General features: G+C 60.7%; 22 protein-coding genes, 1 tRNA gene and 1 pseudogene. 8 read left to right on the forward strand and 16 right to left on the reverse strand.

What is annotated here, in order from left to right:
- Window positions 1–294: 294 nt before the first annotated feature.
- The 5 genes from AD659_RS00885 to AD659_RS00905 form a co-directional block, all read right to left on the reverse strand.
- On the reverse strand, window positions 295–1,527 hold the full coding sequence (locus AD659_RS00885) for a methyltransferase (RefSeq protein ID WP_053117468.1): 1,233 nt from the start codon (window positions 1,525–1,527) through the stop codon (window positions 295–297).
- A complete protein-coding gene (locus AD659_RS00890) occupies window positions 1,508–2,197 on the reverse strand; it encodes an ABC transporter permease (protein WP_039592683.1) in 690 nt (229 codons plus the stop codon). Before AD659_RS00890 ends, AD659_RS00885 begins: the two co-directional genes overlap by 20 nt.
- On the reverse strand, window positions 2,194–2,889 hold the full coding sequence (locus tag AD659_RS00895; protein ID WP_053117471.1) for an ABC transporter permease: 696 nt from the start codon (window positions 2,887–2,889) through the stop codon (window positions 2,194–2,196). Before AD659_RS00895 ends, AD659_RS00890 begins: the two co-directional genes overlap by 4 nt.
- A gap of 79 nt (window positions 2,890–2,968) precedes the next feature.
- Complete coding sequence (locus tag AD659_RS00900; protein WP_053117473.1) at window positions 2,969–3,718, reverse strand: ABC transporter substrate-binding protein; 750 nt, start codon at window positions 3,716–3,718, stop codon at window positions 2,969–2,971.
- 13 nt (window positions 3,719–3,731) lie between these two features.
- Window positions 3,732–4,505, reverse strand: coding sequence for an ABC transporter ATP-binding protein (locus AD659_RS00905; RefSeq protein ID WP_018606345.1), 774 nt, complete (start codon window positions 4,503–4,505; stop codon window positions 3,732–3,734).
- A gap of 562 nt (window positions 4,506–5,067) precedes the next feature.
- Between AD659_RS00905 and AD659_RS00910 the strand changes: the two genes are divergently transcribed.
- On the forward strand, window positions 5,068–5,517 hold the full coding sequence (locus AD659_RS00910) for a hypothetical protein (RefSeq protein WP_053117474.1): 450 nt from the start codon (window positions 5,068–5,070) through the stop codon (window positions 5,515–5,517).
- Window positions 5,518–5,526: 9 nt separating this feature from the next.
- Here the strand turns inward: AD659_RS00910 and AD659_RS00915 are convergent, their stop codons facing one another.
- The 11 genes and pseudogenes from AD659_RS00915 to AD659_RS00965 all read right to left on the reverse strand — a co-directional run bounded on the left by AD659_RS00915 (window position 5,527) and on the right by AD659_RS00965 (window position 15,464).
- Window positions 5,527–5,976, reverse strand: a complete 450-nt coding sequence (locus AD659_RS00915; protein ID WP_053117477.1) for a hypothetical protein — start codon at window positions 5,974–5,976, stop codon at window positions 5,527–5,529.
- Window positions 5,977–6,016: 40 nt separating this feature from the next.
- Window positions 6,017–8,251, reverse strand: coding sequence for an ATP-binding protein (locus AD659_RS00920; RefSeq protein ID WP_053117480.1), 2,235 nt, complete (start codon window positions 8,249–8,251; stop codon window positions 6,017–6,019).
- Window positions 8,248–8,853 carry a biliverdin-producing heme oxygenase gene (locus tag AD659_RS00925; RefSeq protein WP_053117483.1) on the reverse strand — a complete coding sequence of 202 codons (606 nt, stop codon included), beginning with the start codon at window positions 8,851–8,853 and terminating at the stop codon, window positions 8,248–8,250. Before AD659_RS00925 ends, AD659_RS00920 begins: the two co-directional genes overlap by 4 nt.
- A 94-nt stretch (window positions 8,854–8,947) precedes the next feature.
- Window positions 8,948–10,007, reverse strand: a pseudogene (locus AD659_RS00930) (PDDEXK nuclease domain-containing protein).
- A 220-nt stretch (window positions 10,008–10,227) separates the two neighbouring features.
- On the reverse strand, window positions 10,228–10,635 hold the full coding sequence (locus AD659_RS00935; RefSeq protein ID WP_053117486.1) for a hypothetical protein: 408 nt from the start codon (window positions 10,633–10,635) through the stop codon (window positions 10,228–10,230).
- Window positions 10,636–10,696: 61 nt separating this feature from the next.
- On the reverse strand, window positions 10,697–11,026 hold the full coding sequence (locus AD659_RS00940; protein WP_053117489.1) for a DHCW motif cupin fold protein: 330 nt from the start codon (window positions 11,024–11,026) through the stop codon (window positions 10,697–10,699).
- Window positions 11,027–11,143: 117 nt separating this feature from the next.
- Window positions 11,144–11,219 (reverse strand) — tRNA-Phe (locus AD659_RS00945).
- A 102-nt stretch (window positions 11,220–11,321) separates the two neighbouring features.
- Window positions 11,322–11,594, reverse strand: coding sequence for an oxidative damage protection protein (locus tag AD659_RS00950; RefSeq protein WP_053117491.1), 273 nt, complete (start codon window positions 11,592–11,594; stop codon window positions 11,322–11,324).
- Window positions 11,591–12,658: an A/G-specific adenine glycosylase gene (mutY, locus tag AD659_RS00955; protein ID WP_053117495.1), complete on the reverse strand. Its 1,068-nt coding sequence runs from the start codon at window positions 12,656–12,658 to the stop codon at window positions 11,591–11,593. Before mutY ends, AD659_RS00950 begins: the two co-directional genes overlap by 4 nt.
- Window positions 12,655–14,880 carry an AsmA family protein gene (locus AD659_RS00960; protein ID WP_053117499.1) on the reverse strand — a complete coding sequence of 742 codons (2,226 nt, stop codon included), beginning with the start codon at window positions 14,878–14,880 and terminating at the stop codon, window positions 12,655–12,657. Before AD659_RS00960 ends, mutY begins: the two co-directional genes overlap by 4 nt.
- Window positions 14,881–15,062: 182 nt before the next feature.
- Window positions 15,063–15,464 carry an acetyl-CoA sensor PanZ family protein gene (locus AD659_RS00965; RefSeq protein ID WP_053117502.1) on the reverse strand — a complete coding sequence of 134 codons (402 nt, stop codon included), beginning with the start codon at window positions 15,462–15,464 and terminating at the stop codon, window positions 15,063–15,065.
- Between the two features lie 262 nt (window positions 15,465–15,726).
- Here AD659_RS00965 and AD659_RS00970 point away from each other — a divergent pair, with 262 nt between their 5' ends.
- The 7 genes from AD659_RS00970 (at window position 15,727) to AD659_RS01000 (ending at window position 21,527) form a co-directional block, all read left to right on the forward strand.
- Window positions 15,727–17,388, forward strand: coding sequence for an OFA family MFS transporter (locus tag AD659_RS00970; RefSeq protein WP_053117505.1), 1,662 nt, complete (start codon window positions 15,727–15,729; stop codon window positions 17,386–17,388).
- A gap of 283 nt (window positions 17,389–17,671) precedes the next feature.
- Window positions 17,672–18,265, forward strand: coding sequence for an imidazoleglycerol-phosphate dehydratase HisB (gene hisB / locus AD659_RS00975; RefSeq protein ID WP_003186751.1), 594 nt, complete (start codon window positions 17,672–17,674; stop codon window positions 18,263–18,265).
- A complete protein-coding gene (gene hisH / locus AD659_RS00980) occupies window positions 18,265–18,903 on the forward strand; it encodes an imidazole glycerol phosphate synthase subunit HisH (protein ID WP_024619262.1) in 639 nt (212 codons plus the stop codon). Before hisB ends, hisH begins: the two co-directional genes overlap by 1 nt.
- A complete protein-coding gene (locus AD659_RS00985) occupies window positions 18,903–19,157 on the forward strand; it encodes a DUF2164 domain-containing protein (RefSeq protein ID WP_003186749.1) in 255 nt (84 codons plus the stop codon). Before hisH ends, AD659_RS00985 begins: the two co-directional genes overlap by 1 nt.
- A 42-nt stretch (window positions 19,158–19,199) precedes the next feature.
- Window positions 19,200–19,937: a 1-(5-phosphoribosyl)-5-[(5-phosphoribosylamino)methylideneamino]imidazole-4-carboxamide isomerase gene (gene hisA, locus AD659_RS00990; protein WP_053117507.1), complete on the forward strand. Its 738-nt coding sequence runs from the start codon at window positions 19,200–19,202 to the stop codon at window positions 19,935–19,937.
- Window positions 19,938–19,946: 9 nt separating this feature from the next.
- Window positions 19,947–20,717 carry an imidazole glycerol phosphate synthase subunit HisF gene (hisF, locus tag AD659_RS00995; RefSeq protein WP_003196830.1) on the forward strand — a complete coding sequence of 257 codons (771 nt, stop codon included), beginning with the start codon at window positions 19,947–19,949 and terminating at the stop codon, window positions 20,715–20,717.
- A gap of 63 nt (window positions 20,718–20,780) precedes the next feature.
- Entirely contained in the window at window positions 20,781–21,527 is a 747-nt protein-coding gene (locus AD659_RS01000; RefSeq protein ID WP_053117510.1) for a substrate-binding periplasmic protein, read from the forward strand.
- Window positions 21,528–21,545 lie beyond the last annotated feature (18 nt).

The raw sequence follows: 21,545 nt of genomic DNA on the forward strand, positions 1-21,545 counted from the left end.
GATACGTGGGGCTGTTGTATAGCACGGGCGCGGTGGACGCAATTATTGGCGCGGAGCAGCACTGAATTCGGCGGTTATGTCGTTTTGCTTAGACGCTTATGCACAACAGGCAGGATGGCGCGCGGGGCATCTTGCGATTTTGTGACCGCTTTCGCGTTTTGTCGCAAATGCCTGTTTTCATGGTTTTTTATCCATATGAACAAAAAATGACCAATGCTGATACGGTCAGGAAATCACGGATTTCTTGGATCCAGGTTTATTTCATCAACAGAGTTATCCACAGGCTGTTTCGTCTCAGCAACGTTCTGCCAGCAGTAGCAAATTGCGCGGCGTCAGCGCTGTTTCGCAGAAGGTGCCAAGGCAAACGTGGTAGCCCTTTTGCGTGAGGAAAAGGGCTCGGTCCAGCGCCAGCCAAAGCTCCAGTGGCCGTCGGAAAAGGCCTCGCAGCAACTCCAGGTTGCGCACCTCGGCCAGGCGCTGGTGGCCTGCTGCTTCCAAGGCGTCCCAATCAGGCGTGCCGACTGTGGATAAGTCTTTCAGGGCTGCCAGATCGGTGCAGTATTGGGCGAAGGATTTTTCCAGCCAGGCGCTGGGCAATGAGGGAGTGGGCAGGTAGTCGTCGCACCCTCTGATTTGCCGTTGCAGGAGGTCGAAACCCAGGCGCCAGGCCATTGATTGGTCCCGCTGTCTTCTTACGCGCGCGCCAGCAGTGACAGTCTCAGTCTGCGGCAGGCCGAGATCATCGAGTGATAGCTGTAGTGCAGAGCCTTGGGCGGCGTCGGACAGCGCTTGATAACGCTCGCTGCTGATGCGGTTGTAGCAGCACGGCGCGATAGCCAGTTGTGCACAGCCAGCAGCGCTGGCCAGGTGCATCAAGCGTACATGCAGGTCGCCGCACGCATGCAGGGCCACGGGGGTGTGTCCCGGGTGCAGCGCCTGGGCCGCGTCTGCCGCCAGCACATCCTGTTGCAGGTGCGTGGCGGGCAGGTGATGGCGCTGGCTCAACAGTTGGCCGCTGGCGACCAGCGTAGGGTCGTACTCCAGGCAGGTCAGTTGCTGCTCAGCGTGCAGCAGCCTTCGGCCGAGGTGGCCTTTGCCGGCGCACCAATCGAGCCAGTGAGTCGGTTGGGTGGTGAAGTGCAGGCGGCTGGCGAAGGCTTCGATCTGCCACCATTTACGCCCGGGTACGTCGACGTTCAGGCGGTGGCTTGGTGCTTCGAGCGTGCTGGCGGGTAATTTTGCAACAGTGCTCAATGCGCGGGAGATTGCGGCCAATGCTGGGAATGGCGCTGGCGCTTCTGCCATCAACCACGGCTGATGATGATCGTTTTCCGCCGCTTCCAGCGAGCGCTGGCGTAGCCATCGGGCCAATTCCGGGTGGGAGGTTTCCCAAGGCAGCCGCAGATGAGTGAACGGGCGCGGTTTCCACAGTGCCTGGTGCGCTGTGAGAAAAACGTCCAGCGCCGTGAAGCGGGCGAGCAGTGCTTCGCCCGTCAGCACGCCGCTGTCAGCGTCCCTGGCAGGCATCGACGCGCAACCAGCGTTCCAACTGTTTGAAGCCTTGCACCAGGACGAAGGACATCAGCAGGTAGAACATGCCGGCCGCGAAGAAGATCTCCACCGGCATATAGGTCCGGGCAATGATGGTACGGGCCATGCCGGTGAGTTCCAGCAAGGTCACGGTACTCGCCAGTGCGCTGGCCTTGAGCATCAGGATCACTTCGTTGCTGTAGGCCGGCAGGCCGATGCGCGCGGCGCGGGGCAGCATGATGTAGAACAGCGCCTTGGGCCGCGACATGCCCAGGGCCCGTGCGGCTTCGATCTCGCCACGGGGGATGGCCTGGATCGCGCCGCGGAGGATCTCGGCGATGTAGGCCGCGGTGTGCAGGGTCATGGTGGCCGTGGCGCACCAGAACGGGTCCCGCAGGTAGGGCCACAGCGCGCTGCTGCGCACGGCATCGAATTGCGCCAGGCCGTAGTAGACCAGAAACAGCTGGACCAACAGCGGCGTGCCACGGAAAAAGAAGATGTAGGCGTAGGGCAATGCCCGCACTTGCCACAGACGTGAAGAGCGGGCGATGCCCAGTGGAATCGCCAGCAACAGCCCGGCGATCACGGCGATGGCCACCAGTTCCAGGGTCAGTGTCGCGCCCTGGGCCAGCTTCGGCAGCCACTTGATGATGACGTCCCAGTTCATTGGGTGCTCCTGGTAAATCCACGGGCGGCGCGTCGTTCCAGCAGGTGCATGCCGATCATGGCGAACACCGTCAGTCCCAGGTACATGAAGGCTGCGACCATATAGAAGGTGAACGGTTGCTTGGACACGGTCACGCCGATTTGCGCATGACGCATGATCTCTTCCAGGCCAATCACCGAGACCAGCGCGGTGTCCTTCATCAGGATCATGAACAGGTTGCCCAGGCCAGGCAGGGCGATGCGCCACATCTGCGGCATGATCAGCCGGGTGAAGATCCGCCATTTCGACAGGCCCAGGGCGACGCCGGCCTCGCGATGGCCCTTGGGAATCGCCAGGATCGCGCCGCGAAACACTTCCGTGGCGTAGGCGCCAAAGCACAGGCCCAGGGCAATGACCCCGGCGGCGAAGGCGTTGAGGGCAAGGTCGGGGTTGCCGAAGTATTCACCCAAGGCGCGCATCAGGTTGACGGTGCCGAAATAGATCAATAGCACCCAGAGCAATTCCGGGATGCCGCGAACCAGCGTCGAATAGGTGCCGCCCAGCCATTGCAGCGGCTTGTGTGGCGAGGTCTTGGCCAAGGCGCCGAGCAGGCCGAGTACCAGTCCCAGGCCTAAGGCAGAAAGGGCCAACTTGACGGTCATCAGCGCGCCGGCGGCGAGCGCTGGGCCGAATCCGTAGAGATCGATCATCATGGGTGTGTGTTCATATCGCGGCAGGCTTTGCTAAGGGCCGGCGCCGCGCAATAGCGGGCGCCAGCCAGGCACGTCAGGATCAATAGATGCTGAACGGGAAGTACTTGTCGTTGATCTTTTTATAGGTGCCGTCAGCAACAATTTCTTTCAGTGCGGCGTTCAGTCGGTCACGCAGTTGATCGCCCTTGCGCACGGCGATGGCGATCTTGTCGCCCTCTACCACCGGGTCACCTTTGAATTCGTAAGCACGGCCAGCGTCGGTTTTCAGCCAGTCGTAGTTCACGTATTTGTCTGCCAGGATCCCGTCAACGCGGCCGGAGATCAGGTCCAGGTAGGCATTTTCCTGAGTGTCATAGAGTTTCAGCTCGACGCCTTCCATGTTGTCTTCCATCCAGGTGCCGGCGAGCGTAGAGCGCTGTGCCCCGATGACCTTACCTTGGAGAGACTCTTTATCGATTTTGAAGTCGACGTTTTTCGGGGCGATGAATTGCAGTTTGTTGGAGTAGTACGGGTCGGTGAAGTCCACGGCTTGCTTGCGCTCGTCGTTGATCGACAGCGAAGAAATCAGGAAATCGAACTTCTTGGCCATCAGGGCGGGGATGATGCCGTCCCAGTCGGACGTGACCACTTCGCACTCGACTTTCATCTTGGCGCACAGGGCGTCGCCGATGTCTTTGTCGAAACCCACGACCTGGCCGCTGGCGTCCTTGTTGTTGAACGGCGGATAGGCCGCTTCGATGCCCATCTTCAGCTTTTCGGCCGCCATGGCGCTGGCCGAGAAGACCAGGCTGGCCGCTGCGGCCAGGAGGAATTTCTTGTAGGTCTGCATGTGTACTGCTCCGTTAGCGGTTGCTGGACATGAATTGTTTGCAGCGCGCCGAAAGCGGGTTCTCGAAGACCTGCTGTGGCGATCCTTGCTCCTCGACCAGGCCTTGATGAAGAAACACGACTTCGCTGGAAACCTGACGGGCGAAGCCCATTTCATGGGTGACCAGCAGCATGGTGCGTCCTTCTTCGGCCAGGGCGCGGATCACACTAAGTACTTCCTGGACCATTTCCGGGTCAAGGGCGGAGGTGGGTTCGTCGAACAGAATCACCTTGGGCTGCATCGCCAGTGTGCGGGCAATGGCGGCGCGTTGTTGTTGGCCACCGGACAGTTCGGCCGGGTAGGCGTGGCGCTTGTCGGCGATACCGACCTTGGCCAGCAGCGCTTCGGCCACTTCGACGGCTTCGGCCTTGCTCTGGCCAAGCACCCGGCGCGGCGCTTCGATGATGTTATCGAGCACGCTCATGTGCGGCCAAAGGTTGAAGTTCTGGAAGACAAAACCGATCTCGCTGCGCAGGCGGTTGATCTGTTTGCCGTCGGCGGCCACCAGTTCACCGTTCTTTGCGGCCTTGAGCTTGAGCGCTTCGCCGGCCACCAGGATCTGGCCCTGGTTGGGATTTTCCAGCAGGTTGATGCAACGCAGGAATGTGGACTTGCCGGACCCGGAGGATCCGAGGATCGAGATCACATCGCCGTCGCGGGCGGTCAGCGAGACGCCTTTGAGCACCTCCAGCTGTCCGTAGCGTTTGTGCAGGTTGCGGATTTCAAGCGCGGGCGTGGCCTGGGCCATGTGCGGTCCTCATGGTATGTGCTCCCTTGCTGTTGGCTGCCTTCCTTGGCGAGGCGGCCAAGCTAGCATGCGTCCCAATGGCCGCCAACAGCGCTACGGGCGGTAAACCGGTGATGTGCGGCAGGTTGTCGCATCGGCGCAGCAGACTGTCGCGCCATCAACAACCGAACGGCCGTTTGAACCTTGTTTACCAGTGAAAAGCCCGGGGAGTTGCGTAAAAAAAGGCGCGATGGTGCCAGCTTTGGGCGGGGGTTGGAAGGGTTAACCGGATGAGCGTTCGTCTGGTGCCTGTCTATCGTCCACCGGACGGTCTGTCTGTTTATCCTTTGGCCCATCAGGCTGCTCGCGTTCAGTCATGAAGTCCGCAGTTACGGCATAGTCATCGAACCACCTATCCCAGCCTTGCTGACGCTCAGCGCTATTTGTCATGAAAGTGTTCTTGGCTGGGCTCTATTCCAAACCGCAGTGTAGGCAAGTTCCAATCGGTCTAAACCCAGATGGATGATTAATAATCAAAGAGAAATGACAATAGAGCCTTTTCCTGGGCGCGGGAGTTTCCATCATGAAATCCCTCCAGCATTTTTTGTTGCCTTTCGTTGCCATCAGCATTCTGCTGTTCCCCATCGCTCTCAACGCCACCAGCCTCGCCGCTGTAGACAACACAGGCGTGCAGGTCCAGCCCATGCAGCAGAACGGCATGACCTATCTGTCCGGCGGCATCGGCGAAGATGAAGCCCGGGCCATCGAGCAGGCCCAGGGTTACAACCTGCACATGACCTTTGCGATCGGCCCGGAGAACAAATACGTCCCGGATGTGGAGGTCACCGTGCAGAACGCATCGGGACAGACATTGCTGACCCTCAGCGATGCGGGGCCGCTGGTTTATGTGCAACTGCCGCCGGGCAAGTACAACGTGGTGGCGACGCGCAATGGTGAGGTGCGGCGCGACACGGCTGAGGTAGGCAGCGGGGCCGCGCGCAAACTGGTGTTCCATTGGAACAGTGACGAATAGCCGACCGGCTTATTCGCTGGCCGATTCTTCTTCCAGGACTTGGCGATAGCGGTCCAGCGCCTCGCTGAAATCCTTGATGAACTCCGGTGTGCTGAGCCAGCGCTGGGCGGTCTCGCGGTCCATCTCATCAACCCACATGCGGTAGTCCACCAGCATGTCGGCGGCCAGGTTGGTCGCCGCCATGCTTTCGTTTTCGGCATTTTTCAGGTCGAGCAGGCCTGGGCGTTCGATGATCATCACGCTCAGGGACGCGAGCAGCGTATCGAGCATTTCACTGCGGCTGATGGCCTCGGCGTCGCGCAGCTTGGCGAACAGTTCCAACACGTAGACCGGTGGCTGGGCGGTGGCATGGGCCGGGTCGCCATACATCGGGATCGATTTGCGCCCGGTCATGCGGATTTGCTTGGCTTTGTCTTTGGCGCGCTTGGCGCGTTTTTGCTGTTTGTTCAGTGAGGCCATTGGGCTTCGGTTTCCAATTCGTTAGGGGGCGGTGCCCGGCTCAGTCGATTTTCGGCACGGTAAAGCGGAATTCGCTGCCCTGGCCTGGCTGGCTTTCGGCGTGCAGTTTACCGCCATGAGCCTGGACAATCCCCTTGGAAATGTACAACCCCAGGCCGGTACCGTTCGGGTTGCCTTCCTTGGTCGTCCAGTAGCGCTCGAAAACATGGGGCAATTGCTCTGGCGAAATCCCTTCACCGGTGTCGCGCACACTGAACACGATCTCGTTACCGACAGACATCGCACTGATGCCCACGGAGCCCTGCTGTGGCGTGAACTTGATGGCATTGCCGATCAGGTTGGACAGCACCTGGAACAGCCGCTCGGGATCGGCGTTGATCCGCAGGTTGGGTTCGGCATGGAAGGAAATGTCGATGGCCTTGGCAGTGGCCAGCGGCGTCAGCAGCGAGCAGGCGTCTTCGAAGATCTGGCTGACGTCCATCGGTTGGGGGTTGATGGTGTAGCGCCCGGCATCGATGCGCGAAGTGTCGAGCAGGTCCTCCAACAATGCGTTCATGCGGCTGGTAGCTTGCTGCATGGTGTCGATGGCGGAAGAAATTCGCTTGGAGCTGTGGGAACCGTCGGAGCTGAAGGCCTTTTGCATCATGCCGCAGAGCATGGAAATGACCGTCATCGGGTTGCGCAGGTCATGGGAGACCACGGCCACCAGCTCGTCGCGGGCCTGTACGGCCTGGCGCTCCTTGTGCACCTGGCGGGCCAGGTCATTTTCCAGGGCCGAGCGCCGCAGGTCGTTGGCGGCGAACAGATCGCCATGGGTCCATTTGGTACTGATGCCGGCCATTTCGACTTTCCAGATTTCGAAAGACGTCCGGGGCCGCAGGCGCAGGCCGGTCTCGCTGTTTTCCAGGTCCAGGGGCTTTTGCGGGTCGCCGCTCCATTGGAGGGTTTGCTTCACCTCGGGGCGGAACCACAACACGCCGTTTTCCACAGGCTTGGGCAGGTGGATCGCCAATACGCCGCTCGCCACGTCCTGATAAGCCTGGGCAGGTGCGAAGACGCTACCCAGGTTGTGGTGGGCGAACACCGGCTCGCCGGTTTCCAGGATCCATTTGTGCAGCTCGCGGATCTGCTCCGGTTCCGGGCACTGGCCATGGCGGTGCAGCTTGTTGTCCTCGAAAATCGCCACGCCGCTGGCCCCGGTCAAGTCCATGAGGCGTTGCGGCTCGTGGGACAGGCCGTCGAAGACGTTGTCGCTGGATTCGGCCATGACCGCTGCGAGGACCTTGAGGTCTTCAAGCTTGGCGTCTCGTTGCCGGTTCAGCTCCAGGGCCTGCATGGCGCTGATCTGCAGCGACAGCACCTGGCCGATGGTCTGGCAGGCCATGCGCATTTCATGGGGCACCAGCAGCGGCTGGCGATGGCCGCAACTGATCAGCCCCCACAAGCGCTCGCCCTCCATCAACGAGATGCTCATGGAGGACAGCACGCCCATGTTTTTCATGTACTGGCGGTGGATCGGCGAGACGCTGCGCAGTGTGGCAAAACTCAGGTCCAGGGGCGCCTGGGTGTCGGGCCGCCGTTCCGGGACCAGCGGCACCGGTGCGTAGTCGGCGTTAGGGATGATCCGCAGCCAGTTGGTGCGATACAGCTCACGGGCCTGTTCGGGAATATCCGATGCTGGGAAAAACAGCCCTTTGTAGAGTTCCATCGACGGCGCGCTGGCCTCGGCAATCACCTGGCCGTGGCCTTCTTCCTCGAAGCGGTAGATCAGCACCCGGTCGTAACCGGTCATGGCCTGGATTTCCCGCACACTGATTTCGTACAGGGCCTGGAGGGTTTTCGCACTTTGCAGGCGTTGCAACATGCGACCCAGGTTGGCCTCGCCGCTGACGCCTTCGGGGCGATAGTCGCTCAGGTGCTGTTCCAGTTCGACGATCAGGGCGCCCTGATGGCGATGCACCAGGGCGTCAAAGCGCTGCTGGTTGACGACAATGGCCACGGGCACGTTGTCGCTGTCCGGGGCGGCGCGACAGGCGACGAGGATCGCCTCGGCCTGTTCCAGCCCCAACAGTGCGTCGAGGGTCTGGCCCAACAGCCTGTGGGGATCTTGCCCCATCAACTGCAACACGTTGGCGCTGACCTGACGGATCACGAAATCGGGCTCGGAGAGCATCACCAACACGCCGTGAGGCTGGATGGTCCCAGGAAAGCGAATCGGTTCGTCTGCGCAATTGGCCAGCAGTTCTTCGAAAGCTTCCTGGTTTTCCGGGTTCATAGCAGTACCTTTTGGCTGTCCAGCCAGTGTTCAAAATGAGAGAACGTCGCCTTGGCGGCGCGTGTGACTTCGAGCGTCCGGGCCTCGCCAAGGTTCCTGTCGTCCAGGTATTGAAGGAAATCCTTCCAGCGTCGGCCGGTGAGTTCGCCATACACATTGAGGAACGCGGCGCCGCTGGAAGCATCAAGACCGAGCTGCTCGGCCACCCTGCGCCGCAGGATCTGCCCGCCGAGGGTCGCGCCTTCCAGCACGTAGGAAACGCCGAGGGCGGCGGCTCGAGAGTCGATTCGCGGCAGCGCCTGGCAGGTGGGCAATGCCTCGATAGCGGCTTCGTCCAGGCCCAGTTCCGCGAGGTCGGCCCGTAGCACCGGGAGTTTGACGCGCAGGGATTGGTCCAGCCCGGTCGGAACCAGCGCCAGCACGTGAAGCCTTTGCTCCAGCGGCTGATAAAAACCGTAGTAGGCCGCCATCAAGCGCCGGTATAGATCCATGTCCAACCGCTGCGAGAAAAACGGCAGGCGTTTTTCCAGGGCAACATGCAGTTCAGCGGTTTCGGTCCGCAATGCCTGGATCAGGGAAGGGTGGGTGGCGGCCGGTGACATGCAGGATGGAGCTCATTGACTGGAGCGTTGCTGGAAAAAAAGCGCATCAATCTTACATGGGTTTTTTAAGTGCGCGATCATGGAGTATCGGCTTTTATTCCTTGGAGTCGCTGCGCCCGATTGCCCCTTCCTCAAGGCGCGCCTGTTCGCGATCCAGCGCGTTGCGCAGCTCTTCTTCGGTGGGGAGCACCAACTGATACAGGCTGGTGAATAGCTGTTCATTGCCCTGCAACACGGAATAACGCACCACCGACTCATCCTTTTGAGCGCAGAGAATGATGCCCACGGTAGGCTTGTCGTCGGGGCCGCGCTTGAGGTCATCGTAGAGGCGCACATACATATCCATCTGGCCGATGTCCTGGTGGCTGAGCTCGCCGCGCTTGAGATCGACGATCACAAAACACTTGAGCAAGTAGTTATAGAAGACCAGGTCGATGTAGAAGTCTTTGCTTTCGGTGCTGGTGCGCTGTTGGCGGGCGACAAAGGCGAAGCCTTTTCCCAGTTCCAGAAGGAAGCCTTGTAACTGGTCGATCAAGGCCTGTTCGAGGTCGGTTTCCAGCAGCATGCCGGTATTGGGCAATCCTAGGAACTCAAGGACCACCGGATCCCTGACGATGTCCCTGGGACCGAAATCCAGTTTCTCAAGATTGGCGGCCGCTTCCTGCTCTACCGCAGGCCGGTCCCTGCTTGCCAGGAGGCGTTCGTAATAGAGCGTGCCGATCTGGCGTTCCAAGGCGCGGGTGGACCAGTTTTGAGTGACGGCTTCGTTCATGTACCAACGGCGTGCATTCGCATTTTCGACGCGTAGCAGCGTTCGATAGTGAGTCCAGCTCAATTCGTGACGCAGTGCGTCACAGATTGGAAATGCCTGATAAAAGAGGCGCATGTAGCGCAAATTTGAAGCATCAAACCCTTTCCCAAACCGCGCCGTCAGCACCTTCGCCAACGACGATAGCAACCTTGCGCCGTAAGCCGCCCGTTCGGCGCCACCCTGTTCGAACATCGATGATGTGTCGGCCGATCTGCCAGCAGGTTTGTACCTGGAGCGTATCGACGGCACGCAGGACCTTCTGGCGTGCCTGGCGAATCAGCTCGCCAAGTTCATTGATCAAGGGGGCGAGCTGTGGGTCATCTTGAGGCAGCAATAGCGTCATCGCAGTGTCCAGCCATTGAGAGGGGCGGACCGCAAGGATGCTTCAGGCGACGTTTCGGTGATGCCGGACGGGGCTGATTGCCTGGAGGGAAAAATAACTGATTTATGCAGGACGGGTATGACGCCGCCCCCTGTTGGTGGACCTTGGTTTGTAGGAGCTATCCCCACAGCCTGTCAGCTACCGAGAACCCCTTCGGCGCAAAGCGCTTGGCGGGCGACAGTCAGACCTTACCTTGCACCAGTGCCTGGGAGGCGGCCACATAGTCGGCCTGGAATTGCTTGCTCTCGACCCAGTCCAGCGCAGTCTGCTCGTCGACACCCTTGGTCAGGCGGCGATATTCGATCAGGGCGGTAATGATGAAGTCAGTGGCTTCTTCCTCGCCCTCCTGCTCCAGCACCAACTCCAGCAGTGGATGCCCCAGGAAGACCGTGCACATGGCCTGCTGGCTGATCTTTTCGGCGGTGCCCATCAGTTGGAACAGGTCCGATAGGTCCACGGTTTCCAGATCGATGCGCTCATCGTTCGGGTCAAGGAAATCGTTCGGCGCAGCAGCACGCTGAATGCGGTTCTGCTTGGCTTTCGCCTTGGCGCGCTGGCTGCGCTTCTGCTGTTTGTTCGCCGATGACATGGTCGGATTCCTGATGGATAAGGCCATCTATCCTACAGCTTCAACGCGGACGCTTCGAATCTCAATCCACGATGAAGAGCGTAGCCCCCGATGAAGTGAAGGATCGATGAGGCTCGGCCTGGTCGGCGACCTGATAGCTCATGCCCGGCTTGAGCAAAAACTGCCGGCCGTCTTCGAGTTCAGTATTGAGCTCGCCCTTGAGGCAAAACAGGATGTGGCCCTTGGTGCACCAATGGTCGGCCAGGTACCCAGGCGTGTATTCCACCATCCGCACCCGAATGTTCCCGAACTGTTGGGTGCGCCAATAGGCGGTTCCGGTAATGCCCTTATGCTCGGTGGGTTCGAGGGTTGACCAATCGGTGGTGCCGAAGGGGATGCCGGTAATGTCCATGTCGACTCGCTTGCTAGAGGGGAGCGGACGAATGTAGCTGAGTCGACAATGCACAGGAAGAAAATCCCGGGCAATAAAAAACCCCGATCAATTGCTTGATCGGGGTTTTCGGTATTTTGGTGCCCAGAGACGGAATCGAACCGCCGACACGGGGATTTTCAATCCCCTGCTCTACCGACTGAGCTATCTGGGCAACGGGGCGCATTAAACGGGTTTTTCAGGGGGGCGTCAAGCAAGTTTTCAAAAAATATTTAACTATTACCGTCGCTTACGATTCGCCCCCGCTCTTAACAGCTTATTCGGACGGCGGCACGTAGCCTTCGGCCTTGGCGTAATCTTCGCCGGAAAAGTACTTGTCCATCTCGTCCTGGAGGTATTTGCGATCTTCGGCGTTCATCATGTTCAGGCGCTTTTCGTTGATCAGCAGGGTCTGGTGTTTCTGCCAGTCGGCCCAGGCCTTGGCCGAGACGTTGTCGTAGATGTCCTGGCCTTTGGCGCCCGGGAACGGAGCACGTTCCAGGCCTTCCAGTTCTTCTTTGTACTTGCGGCACATGATGGTGCGGGTCATTGCAACTCTCCTGCGTTCATTACGGCGGCCGCGCGTTCGAGCAAGGTTTTGACCGGGGCGGCAAGGCCCAGGCGCGGCGGGGTGGCGAGGTTATACCAGAGCCAGTCGGCCTCGGCCACGTGATGGCCGGTTTCCCGGACCCGGACCAGCCAGGGTTCGATCGCCAACTGGAAGTGGCTGAAGGTGTGCACCAGGCCTGGCATCTCGTGTTGGCTGCCCAATTCCAGCGAGTGTTGCAGGGCCAGGTGCTGCAGGTCGTCGAGGTCGTCAAGTTCCGGCAGGCTCCACAGCCCGCCCCACAACCCGGTGGACGGGCGACGGTAAAGCAGGATCGCGCCCTCGTGGTTGGCCAGCATCGGCATCAAGGTGCGCTTCTTCGGCACTTCCTTGCGCGGCTTTGGGATCGGGTAGCGGGTTTCCAGGCCCAGCATGTGGGCCTCGCAGCCTTGCTTCAGCGGGCAGAGCAGACAACTGGGCTTGCTGCGGGTGCAGAGCGTGGCGCCCAGGTCCATCATCGCCTGGGTGTAGGCGTTGACGCGATCCTGTGGCGTGAAACGCTCGGCGGTGGCCCAGAGCTGTTTCGCCACCTTGGGTTCGCCCGGGTAGCCCTCCTGCGCGGTGAAACGCGCCAGCACCCGCTTGACGTTGCCATCGAGGATCGGTGCCCGCAGGCCCATGCTGATGCTGGCGATGGCGCCAGCGGTGGACAGGCCGATCCCCGGCAGCTCGGTGAGTTTTTCCACGTCCCGGGGAAATTCGCCGCCGTACTGTTCGACGACGATTTTCGCGGTTTTCTGCAAGTTGCGCGCGCGGGTGTAATAACCCAGCCCGGTCCACAGGTGCAGCACTTCGTCCTCCGGCGCGGCGGCCAGGGCTTGAACGGTGGGCAGCGAGGCCATGAACCGGTCGAAGTAATTGAGCACGGTACTGACCTGGGTCTGCTGCAACATGATTTCCGAGACCCACACCCGATAGGGCGAGATCGCTTGTTGCCAAGGCAAATCGTGGCGCCCGTGGCGGTCGAACCAGTCCAGTACGGCGGTGGAAAACTGCTCGGCTCTCATCGCTTGAACAGTCCCTTGAGCGCATCTTTGAGTTCGGGGCTGACCTTGTCGCCGAGTTTCTCATCGATCTTGTCGCCAAGACGGTCGCCGGCCAATTTCGCCGCGACCTTGCCGAGCCCGTCGTTGTCCAGGCGGCAGGCTTTCGCCCCCAGCTCCAGTGGGCCGCGGCAGCGCAGTGGCCATTCGACGTCGACGTAGCGTTCGTTGACCTGGCAGGCCGGGTCGGGCATGTCGCTCTTGTCGCCTTCGACGATGACGCCGACGCGGTAATCCATGCCCAGCACCCGCAGGTCGATATCGCCGTTGCCGTTGACGCTCATGCCGGGGATGCGGACTTTCAGGTCCGGGTTGTGGGCAACGCCATTGTTGAAGGTGAGATTGCCGTTGAGTTGCTGGAATGGCGTGTCCTTACCACGGGGTTCGCCACTTAGGGACTTGCGATTGAGGGTAGCGATGCCTTTGCACAATTGCTGTTCGAGGTTGGCATTGAGCAGCACGCCATCGTTGATGACGAACCCGGCGTTGCCGTTGAGGCTGTCGATCAGGGCCTTCTGGCTATTGCCGCTGGCGGTGATTGCGCTGTTGAGCGTGACCAGGCCTTTGACCGGGGGATTCTTGCCCTGGCTTTCGATGATCTTCTCGGCCGGGACCCGGTTGATACGGGTTTGCAGGCTCAACTGAGGCGTAGGCTGATGTACATCCAGGGTGCCTTTGGTTTCGAAGTTGCCGCTGTACAGGTCGCCCCGCAGGTTCTCCAGGGTCAGCAGGCCACCCAGGCCGGTGGCCTTGAGCGCGGCGTTCTGGATCGGCAGTTTGTCGAGGGTCAGTTGCCCGAAGGTCAGGTCGGCATCGAGGTCCAACTTGCTCAGACGTTCCACCGGAAACAGTCGATCGTTACTCCAGGCACCCTGGGTCGGGGCGCTTGGCAGCGGTGTACTGCCGGCACCGGCCATGGCGCTGGCTTCAGTGTCGCTGACTTCGGCCTCGCGAGCTGCCTTGGAGCTGTCGGCTTCGGCGGACTTTGGCGGCAGGTAGCGGTCGACGTTGAACGTGTCGGCCTTGAGCTGCACGCGCAGGGCCTGCTTGGCAAAGTCTTCCACGGCGATGCGACCGGTGAAGTTGCTGTCGTCGAGCTTCAGATTGATGTCGTTGAGTGCGACGCTGGTCGGCGTGCCGGCAATGCGGCTGGCCAGCTCGACCTTGCTCAGGCTGCCCTCCGCCATGGCCGGGAGTTTCTGGCCGACACTGTCGACGAATTTCGCCAGGTCGAACTGGGCGATCGATATCCCGCCATTCAATTGCGGGGTCTTGTCGAGGTCGTTGACCTTCAGCTCACCGAGCGCGCGCAACTGGTTGAGCGACAGCTTGATGCCGGTCCATTCGGCGACGTTGGCCGCCTTGTCCAGGAACAGTTGCCCCTGGGCGGCGAAATTCACGGTCTTGCCCTGCAACGGGTCGCCCGTGGCTTCGCCGGACAGTTTCAGGTCTTCGAACTTGTAGCGCTGCAGGGCGCGCTCGAAGCGCAGTTCGCCGGTCACTTCGGTGCGTACGCGCACGGCCGGCTGGTTGCTGGACAGGAAGGCGGTCAAGGTGACCGGGATGTTGGTGGAGTCGTGGACCGGGCCGGTGCTCAGTTGGATGCTCTCGGCGGTGTACAGCTTGCCAGTCTGCTCGTCGGTGTATTCGACCCGGGCGTTATTCACGGTCAGGCTGTCGATGTCCAGGCGGGTCGGCTGGGCGGGTTTTTCCGCCGGGGTGCTGGCCGGAGGGGCCGGTTGTTCGGCCGGTGCCGGGGTGTTCGCTGTCGTCGCGGAAGCTGGCGCCTTGCCGATGTCCTCCCAGTTGCCGTGACCGTTCTTGTCACGGTTGAGCCGCAGGTTCAGGCCCTCGACGCGCACATCGCTCATCTGCACTTCCCGGCGCAGCAGCGGGATCACCCGGACCGAAAGGCCGAGCATCTGCAGGTCGGCGAAAGGTTGGGTTGGATTGGCCAAGGTCGCGACGCTGGCGTCGTGCAACTCCAGGCCCAGCCATGGGAACAGGCTCCAGCCGATATCGCCATTGAGGGTCAGCTCGATGTGGGCCTTGTCGCGGGCTATCTGGCGGATCTCTTCTTTGTAGTCGTTGGGATCGAACAGGTGGGTCAGGGCAAAGCCCAGGGCCACAATGATCAGCAACAGCCCGAGAAGTACCAGACCCAGGATTTTGCCGAACGCTTTCATGGGCGAATCCTTGTAGGTTGAGTTCAAAATTTAGCCGGGAGTATAACGCTGTGGATGGTGTGGTGCGTTGGGTGCCGCAAATCCATGTGAGAGCGAGCTGGCTCGCGATAGCGGCGTGGCAGTCAATGAAAGTGCTGAATGTGCGACCGCCATCGCGAGCCCGCTCGCTCCCACCGTAGTTACTAATCCTGGATCGGCGCCGTCAGTCCCAACTTGGCCGCCAGCGCCTGGGCTTGCAGGTGCCCGGCCGGTGCCACCAGGTGCAGCTCGGCACCGTTTAGCACAGCCATTCGCCGGGCTTCGCTCACCAGCCGCTCAGCCACGCCACGGCGGCGGGTAACGTTTCGTACGCACAGGTGAGACAAGCGCCAAGCGTTCTGGTGCCGTTGCAAGCGCGCAGCGCCGAGCAGGCGGTCGTTGAAACGGGCCGCGATCAACCAGCCGTCCTCAAGACCTTCCGCAATCAGTTGCGTGGCATCGCCAAAGGGTTTGAACAGCCAGGCCGGGGCATCCCGGTAGATTTTCTGCAAGTCCTGTTGGTCCTGGCAGTTGGCGTCAGAAATGAGCTCGACAACGATGGGCATGAAAATTCCTGAAAAAAATAAATCGTTAGCCCCCTATAGAAAGCGAGCAAGCGTGCGATAAGACAGATGGCACGAAAAAGGTGATATCACTTTGGTTTTTCTGCCGCGAGCAAATGGTAACCTTTGCCCGTTCGTCCGTCCTTCTGCGACTTGATGTCGCACACTATGGAGCTTCACCAGAAAATACAGCCATGCCTGCGTGCAATGAAGGCTGAGGGTGACGCGTGGCTGACGGACCATTCCAATAACTGGGGGATACACAATGAGCACGAGCATCACGGCGGGCGGCATCGCCGACCAGCCAGCGTTCCTCTCCAAGGAACGTATCATCGCCAAGCCGGGTTTCAACCGGTGGCTGGTTCCACCGGCCGCACTGGCCATTCACCTGTGCATCGGCATGGCCTATGGCTTCTCGGTGTTCTGGTTGCCACTGTCCAAAGCCTTGGGTATCACCAAGCCTGTGGCCTGTGCACCGGATATGAGCTTCATCTCGCAAGTCTTTTCGTCCCAATGTGACTGGCCGATCTCGATGCTCGGCTGGATCTACACCCTGTTCTTCATCTTCCTGGGTTGCTCGGCAGCCATCTGGGGCGGCTGGCTGGAACACGCCGGGCCACGCAAGGCCGGCGTTGTATCGGCCTTGTGCTGGTGCGGTGGCCTGCTGATTTCCGCGTTGGGTATCTATACCCACCAGATCTGGCTGATGTGGGTCGGTTCCGGGGTGATCGGTGGTATCGGCCTGGGCCTGGGCTACATATCCCCGGTGTCGACCCTGATCAAGTGGTTCCCGGACAAGCGTGGCATGGCGACCGGCATGGCGATCATGGGCTTCGGCGGTGGTGCGATGGTCGGTGCTCCACTGGCCGCTGCGCTGATGAACCATTTCGCTTCGCCGACGGGCGTGGGCGTCTGGCAGAGCTTCCTGGTCATGGCCGCGATCTACTTCGTGTTCATGATCGGTGGCGCCTTGTCCTACCGCGTGCCGCCAACCGGCTGGAAGCCTGAAGGCTGGACCCCGGCACCGAAGAAAGCCGCGAACGCGATGATCACCCATCGCCACGTTCACGTGAACGTCGCCTGGAAGACCCCGCAGTTCCGTCTGGTGTGGCTGGTGCTGTGCCTGAACGTATCCGCGGGTATCGGCATCCTCGGCATGGCTTCGCCACTGTTGCAGGAAGTGTTCGGCGGCAAGCTGCTGGGCAATGACCTGCCGTTCGGTCAGTTGGACGCCGTGCAACTGGGCCAGATCGCGGCCATCGCGGCCGGCTTCACCGGTCTGTTGAGCCTGTTCAACATCGGCGGCCGGTTCTTCTGGGCCTCCTTCTCGGATTACCTGGGTCGCAAGAACACCTATTTCGTGTTCTTCGCCCTGGGCTTTGCCCTGTACGCGCTGATTCCGAACCTCGGTCACCTGGGCAGCGTCGCGCTGTTCGTGGCGGCGTTCTGCATCATCCTGTCGATGTACGGCGGCGGTTTCGCCACCGTGCCGGCCTACCTGGCGGACCTGTTCGGTACGCAAATGGTCGGTGCAATCCACGGTCGCCTGCTGACCGCCTGGGCTGCGGCAGGTGTGCTGGGTCCGGTACTGGTGAACTACCTGCGTGAATATCAACTGAGCATCGGCGTTGAACGTGCCGCGGCCTATGACATCACCTTGTACATCCTCGCCGGCCTGCTGGTGCTGGGTTTCCTGTGCAACCTGATGGTCCGCCCGGTCGCTGACAAATACTTCATGACCGACGCCGAACTGGCCGCCGAACAGGCGCTGGGCCATGACAAGGGTGCCGACAGCACCACTTCGCTGGAATGGAAAGCCGCACCGGGCACCAAGCCCCTGGCGATCGCCGCCTGGCTGGTGGTGGGCATTCCGTTGGCGTGGGGTGTGTGGGTGACCCTGCAGAAGACGGCGGTGTTGTTCCGCTAAGACTGTTGCCCTGGCCATCAAGGTAAGGGCAACGCTAAATGTGGGAGCGAGCTTGCTCGCGATAGCGGTGGGTCAGCAGACACTCTGTCGGCTGACACGTCCTCATCGCGAGCAAGCTCGCTCCCACAGTCGTTTTGGGTGATGGCACAGACTTGTATGCACATGTCTATCACCGACAGCCCGGGATTCAGCCCGTCAGTGATGTCACCTCTTTTGTTTCTGTTTGCCGCTCGCGCCCCTATAATGGCTGCCTTTTTCGCCCAATGATTTTGCGGAGCTGGTGATGGCCGAACGTAAGGCGTCTGTCGAGCGCGACACTCTGGAAACCCAGATCAAAGCCTCGATCAACCTGGATGGCACCGGAAAGGCCCGGTTTGATATCGGTGTGCCTTTTCTTGAGCACATGCTGGACCAGATCGCCCGTCACGGGCTGATCGACCTGGACATCGTCAGCAAGGGCGACCTGCATATCGACGACCACCACACGGTGGAAGACGTCGGTATCACCCTGGGGCAGGCCTTCACCAAAGCCATCGGCGACAAGAAGGGCATCCGTCGCTACGGCCATGCCTACGTGCCGCTCGATGAAGCGCTGTCGCGGGTGGTCATCGACTTCTCCGGCCGCCCTGGCCTGCAGATGCATGTGCCGTACACCCGTGCCACCGTCGGCGGCTTCGACGTCGACCTGTTCCAGGAATTCTTCCAGGGCTTCGTCAACCACGCCAACGTGACCCTGCACATCGACAACCTGCGCGGGCACAACACCCACCACCAGATCGAAACCGTGTTCAAGGCTTTCGGCCGCGCGCTGCGCATGGCCGTCGAGCTCGATGACCGCATGGCCGGCCAGATGCCTTCCACCAAGGGCGTCCTGTAATGCAGACGGTCGCGGTTATCGACTACGGCATGGGTAACCTGCACTCGGTGGCCAAGGCCCTCGAGCATGTGGGCGCCGGCAAGGTACTGATCACCAGCGATGCCGACGTGATTCGCGAAGCCGACCGGGTGGTATTCCCCGGCGTTGGTGCGATTCGCGATTGCATGGCCGAGATTCGGCGCCTGGGCTTCGACAAGCTGGTGCACGAAGTCAGCCAGGACCGGCCGTTCCTTGGCATCTGCGTGGGCATGCAAGCCTTGCTCGATCGCAGTGAAGAGAACGATGGCGTCGATTGCATTTCGCTGTTTCCCGGCCAAGTGAAGTTCTTTGGCAAGGGCCTGCATGAAGACGGCGAGCACTTGAAAGTCCCGCACATGGGCTGGAACGAAGTGAAGCAGACGGTGGATCACCCGCTGTGGCACAACATTCCGGACCTGGCGCGCTTCTACTTCGTGCACAGCTACTACATCGCCGCCGGCAATGCGCGGCAGGTGGTGGGCAGCGGTCACTATGGCGTCGATTTCGCCGCGGCCCTGGCCGATGGTTCGCGCTTCGCCGTGCAGTTCCACCCGGAGAAGAGCCATACCCATGGCTTGCAACTGTTGCAGAACTTCGCGGCATGGGACGGGCGCTGGTAATGGCCCGCAAGAAACCGCCGATCCTCACGCTCACGCCCGAGCAGGAGAGTGAAGCGAACCGCAAGATCCAGCGGTTCATGGAGGAGCGTTTCGAGCTGGACCTGGGTTCGTTCGAAGCGGCGGAAATTCTTGACCTGTTTACCCGCGAAATTGCTCCGCACTATTACAACAGGGCGATTTTCGATGTGCAGACGCACCTTAAAGAAAGGTTCGAAAGCATTGAAAGCGACTTGTGGGCGCTCGAGAAAAACTGATTTTCGAGCCAAGCTGAATATTCGTATTTGAAGGTTTGCCAGATGCTGATTATCCCCGCTATCGATCTCAAGGACGGCGCTTGCGTACGTCTGCGTCAGGGCCGCATGGAAGACTCCACGGTGTTTTCCGATGACCCGGTGAGCATGGCCGCCAAGTGGGTGGAGGGCGGCTGCCGTCGCCTGCATCTGGTCGACCTGAACGGCGCCTTCGAAGGGCAGCCGGTCAATGGCGAAGTGGTCACGGCCATTGCCAAGCGCTACCCGAACCTGCCGATCCAGATCGGCGGTGGCATTCGTTCGCTGGAAACCATCGAGCACTACGTCAAGGCTGGCGTGAGCTACGTGATCATCGGTACCAAGGCGGTGAAAGACCCGACTTTCGTTGCCGAAGCCTGTCGCGCGTTCCCTGGAAAAATCATCGTCGGCCTGGATGCCAAAGACGGCTTCGTCGCCACCGATGGCTGGGCTGAAATCAGCACCGTGCAGGTCATCGATCTGGCCAAGCAGTTCGAAGCCGACGGCGTGTCCTCGATTGTTTATACCGACATCGCCAAAGACGGCATGATGCAGGGCTGCAACGTGCCATTCACCGCTGCACTGGCCGCTGCCACCAAGATCCCGGTGATCGCCTCCGGTGGCATCCATAATCTGGGTGATATCAAGTCGCTGCTCGACGCCAAGGCGCCGGGCATCATCGGCGCAATCACCGGCCGTGCGATCTACGAAGGCACCCTCGATGTCGCTGAAGCGCAAGCTTTCTGCGATTCATACACAGGCTGAGGACTGACCATGGCGCTGGCCAAACGCATCATCCCTTGCCTGGACGTGGACAATGGCCGCGTGGTCAAGGGCGTCAAGTTCGAGAACATCCGTGATGCCGGCGACCCGGTGGAAATCGCCCGTCGCTACGACGAGCAGGGTGCGGACGAGATTACCTTCCTCGACATCACGGCCAGCGTCGATGGCCGCGATACCACGCTGCACACCGTCGAGCGCATGGCCAGCCAGGTGTTCATCCCGCTGACCGTGGGCGGCGGCGTGCGCACCGTGCAGGACATCCGCAACCTGCTCAATGCCGGGGCGGACAAGGTGTCGATCAACACTGCGGCGGTGTTCAATCCGGAATTCGTCGGTGAAGCGGCCCAGCACTTCGGCTCGCAGTGCATCGTCGTGGCCATCGACGCGAAGAAGGTTTCCGGCCCGGGCGAAACCCCGCGCTGGGAAATCTTCACCCACGGCGGACGCAAGCCTACGGGCCTGGATGCCGTCGAGTGGGCGAAGAAAATGGAAGGCCTGGGCGCTGGTGAAATCCTGCTGACCAGCATGGACCAGGACGGCATGAAAAACGGCTTCGATCTGGGTGTCACCCGCGCCATCAGCGATGCCCTGGGCATTCCGGTGATCGCGTCCGGCGGCGTGGGTAATTTGCAGCATCTGGCCGACGGCATCCTCGAAGGCCATGCCAGTGCGGTGCTGGCGGCGAGCATTTTCCACTTTGGCGAATACACCGTGCCGGAAGCCAAGGCCTACATGGCGCATCGTGGTATCTGCATTCGCTGACCGCTGGACACCATGGCGGGCCCAAGGCACTCTTGGGCACACCATGGATTGCGGGTGCCCGACATGCTCAAACGCCTTGTTCTTGCCTTTGCCGGTGCCACGTTACTGTTCGCCGGCACCGTCCGTGCCGCTGATACATCGCTGGTGCTGCTGACGGAAAACTTCCCCCCGTACAACATGGCCAAGAACGGCAAGAACTTCGCCCAGGACGAAAACATCCAAGGCATTGCCGTGGACATCGTCCGCGAAATGTTCAAGCGCGCCGATATCTCCTACAGCTTGACGCTGCGTTTCCCCTGGGAGCGGATCTACAAACTCGCCTTGGAAAATCCCGGCTACGGTGTGTTCGTCATGGCGCGGTTGCCGGAGCGTGAAAAGTTGTTCAAATGGGTCGGCCCCATCGGTCCGGACGACTGGATCATGCTCGCCAAGGCCGACAGCAAGATCGCCCTCGACTCGTTGGAGCAGGCGCGCCAATACAAGATCGGTGCCTACAAAGGCGACGCGATTGCCGAGACATTGGCCAAGCAGGGGCTGAAACCGATTGTCGTGCTGCGCGATCAGGACAACGCCAAAAAACTGGTCAACGGCCAGATCGATCTGTGGGCCACTGGCGACCCGGCCGGGCGGTACCTGGCGCGTCAGGACGGGGTGAACGATCTCAAGACCGTGCTGCGCTTCAACAGTGCCGAGCTTTACCTGGCCTTGAACAAGGACGTGCCTGACGACGTGGTTGTCCGACTGCAAAAAGCCCTGGATGAATTGCGCAAGGAAGGTGAAGTGGACGCGATCATGGCGCGGTATCTCTGAGCGCTGCGCAGGACTGTG

Origin of the sequence: Pseudomonas thivervalensis, from assembly GCF_001269655.1 — a bacterium.
Lineage (GTDB): Bacteria > Pseudomonadota > Gammaproteobacteria > Pseudomonadales > Pseudomonadaceae > Aquipseudomonas > Aquipseudomonas thivervalensis.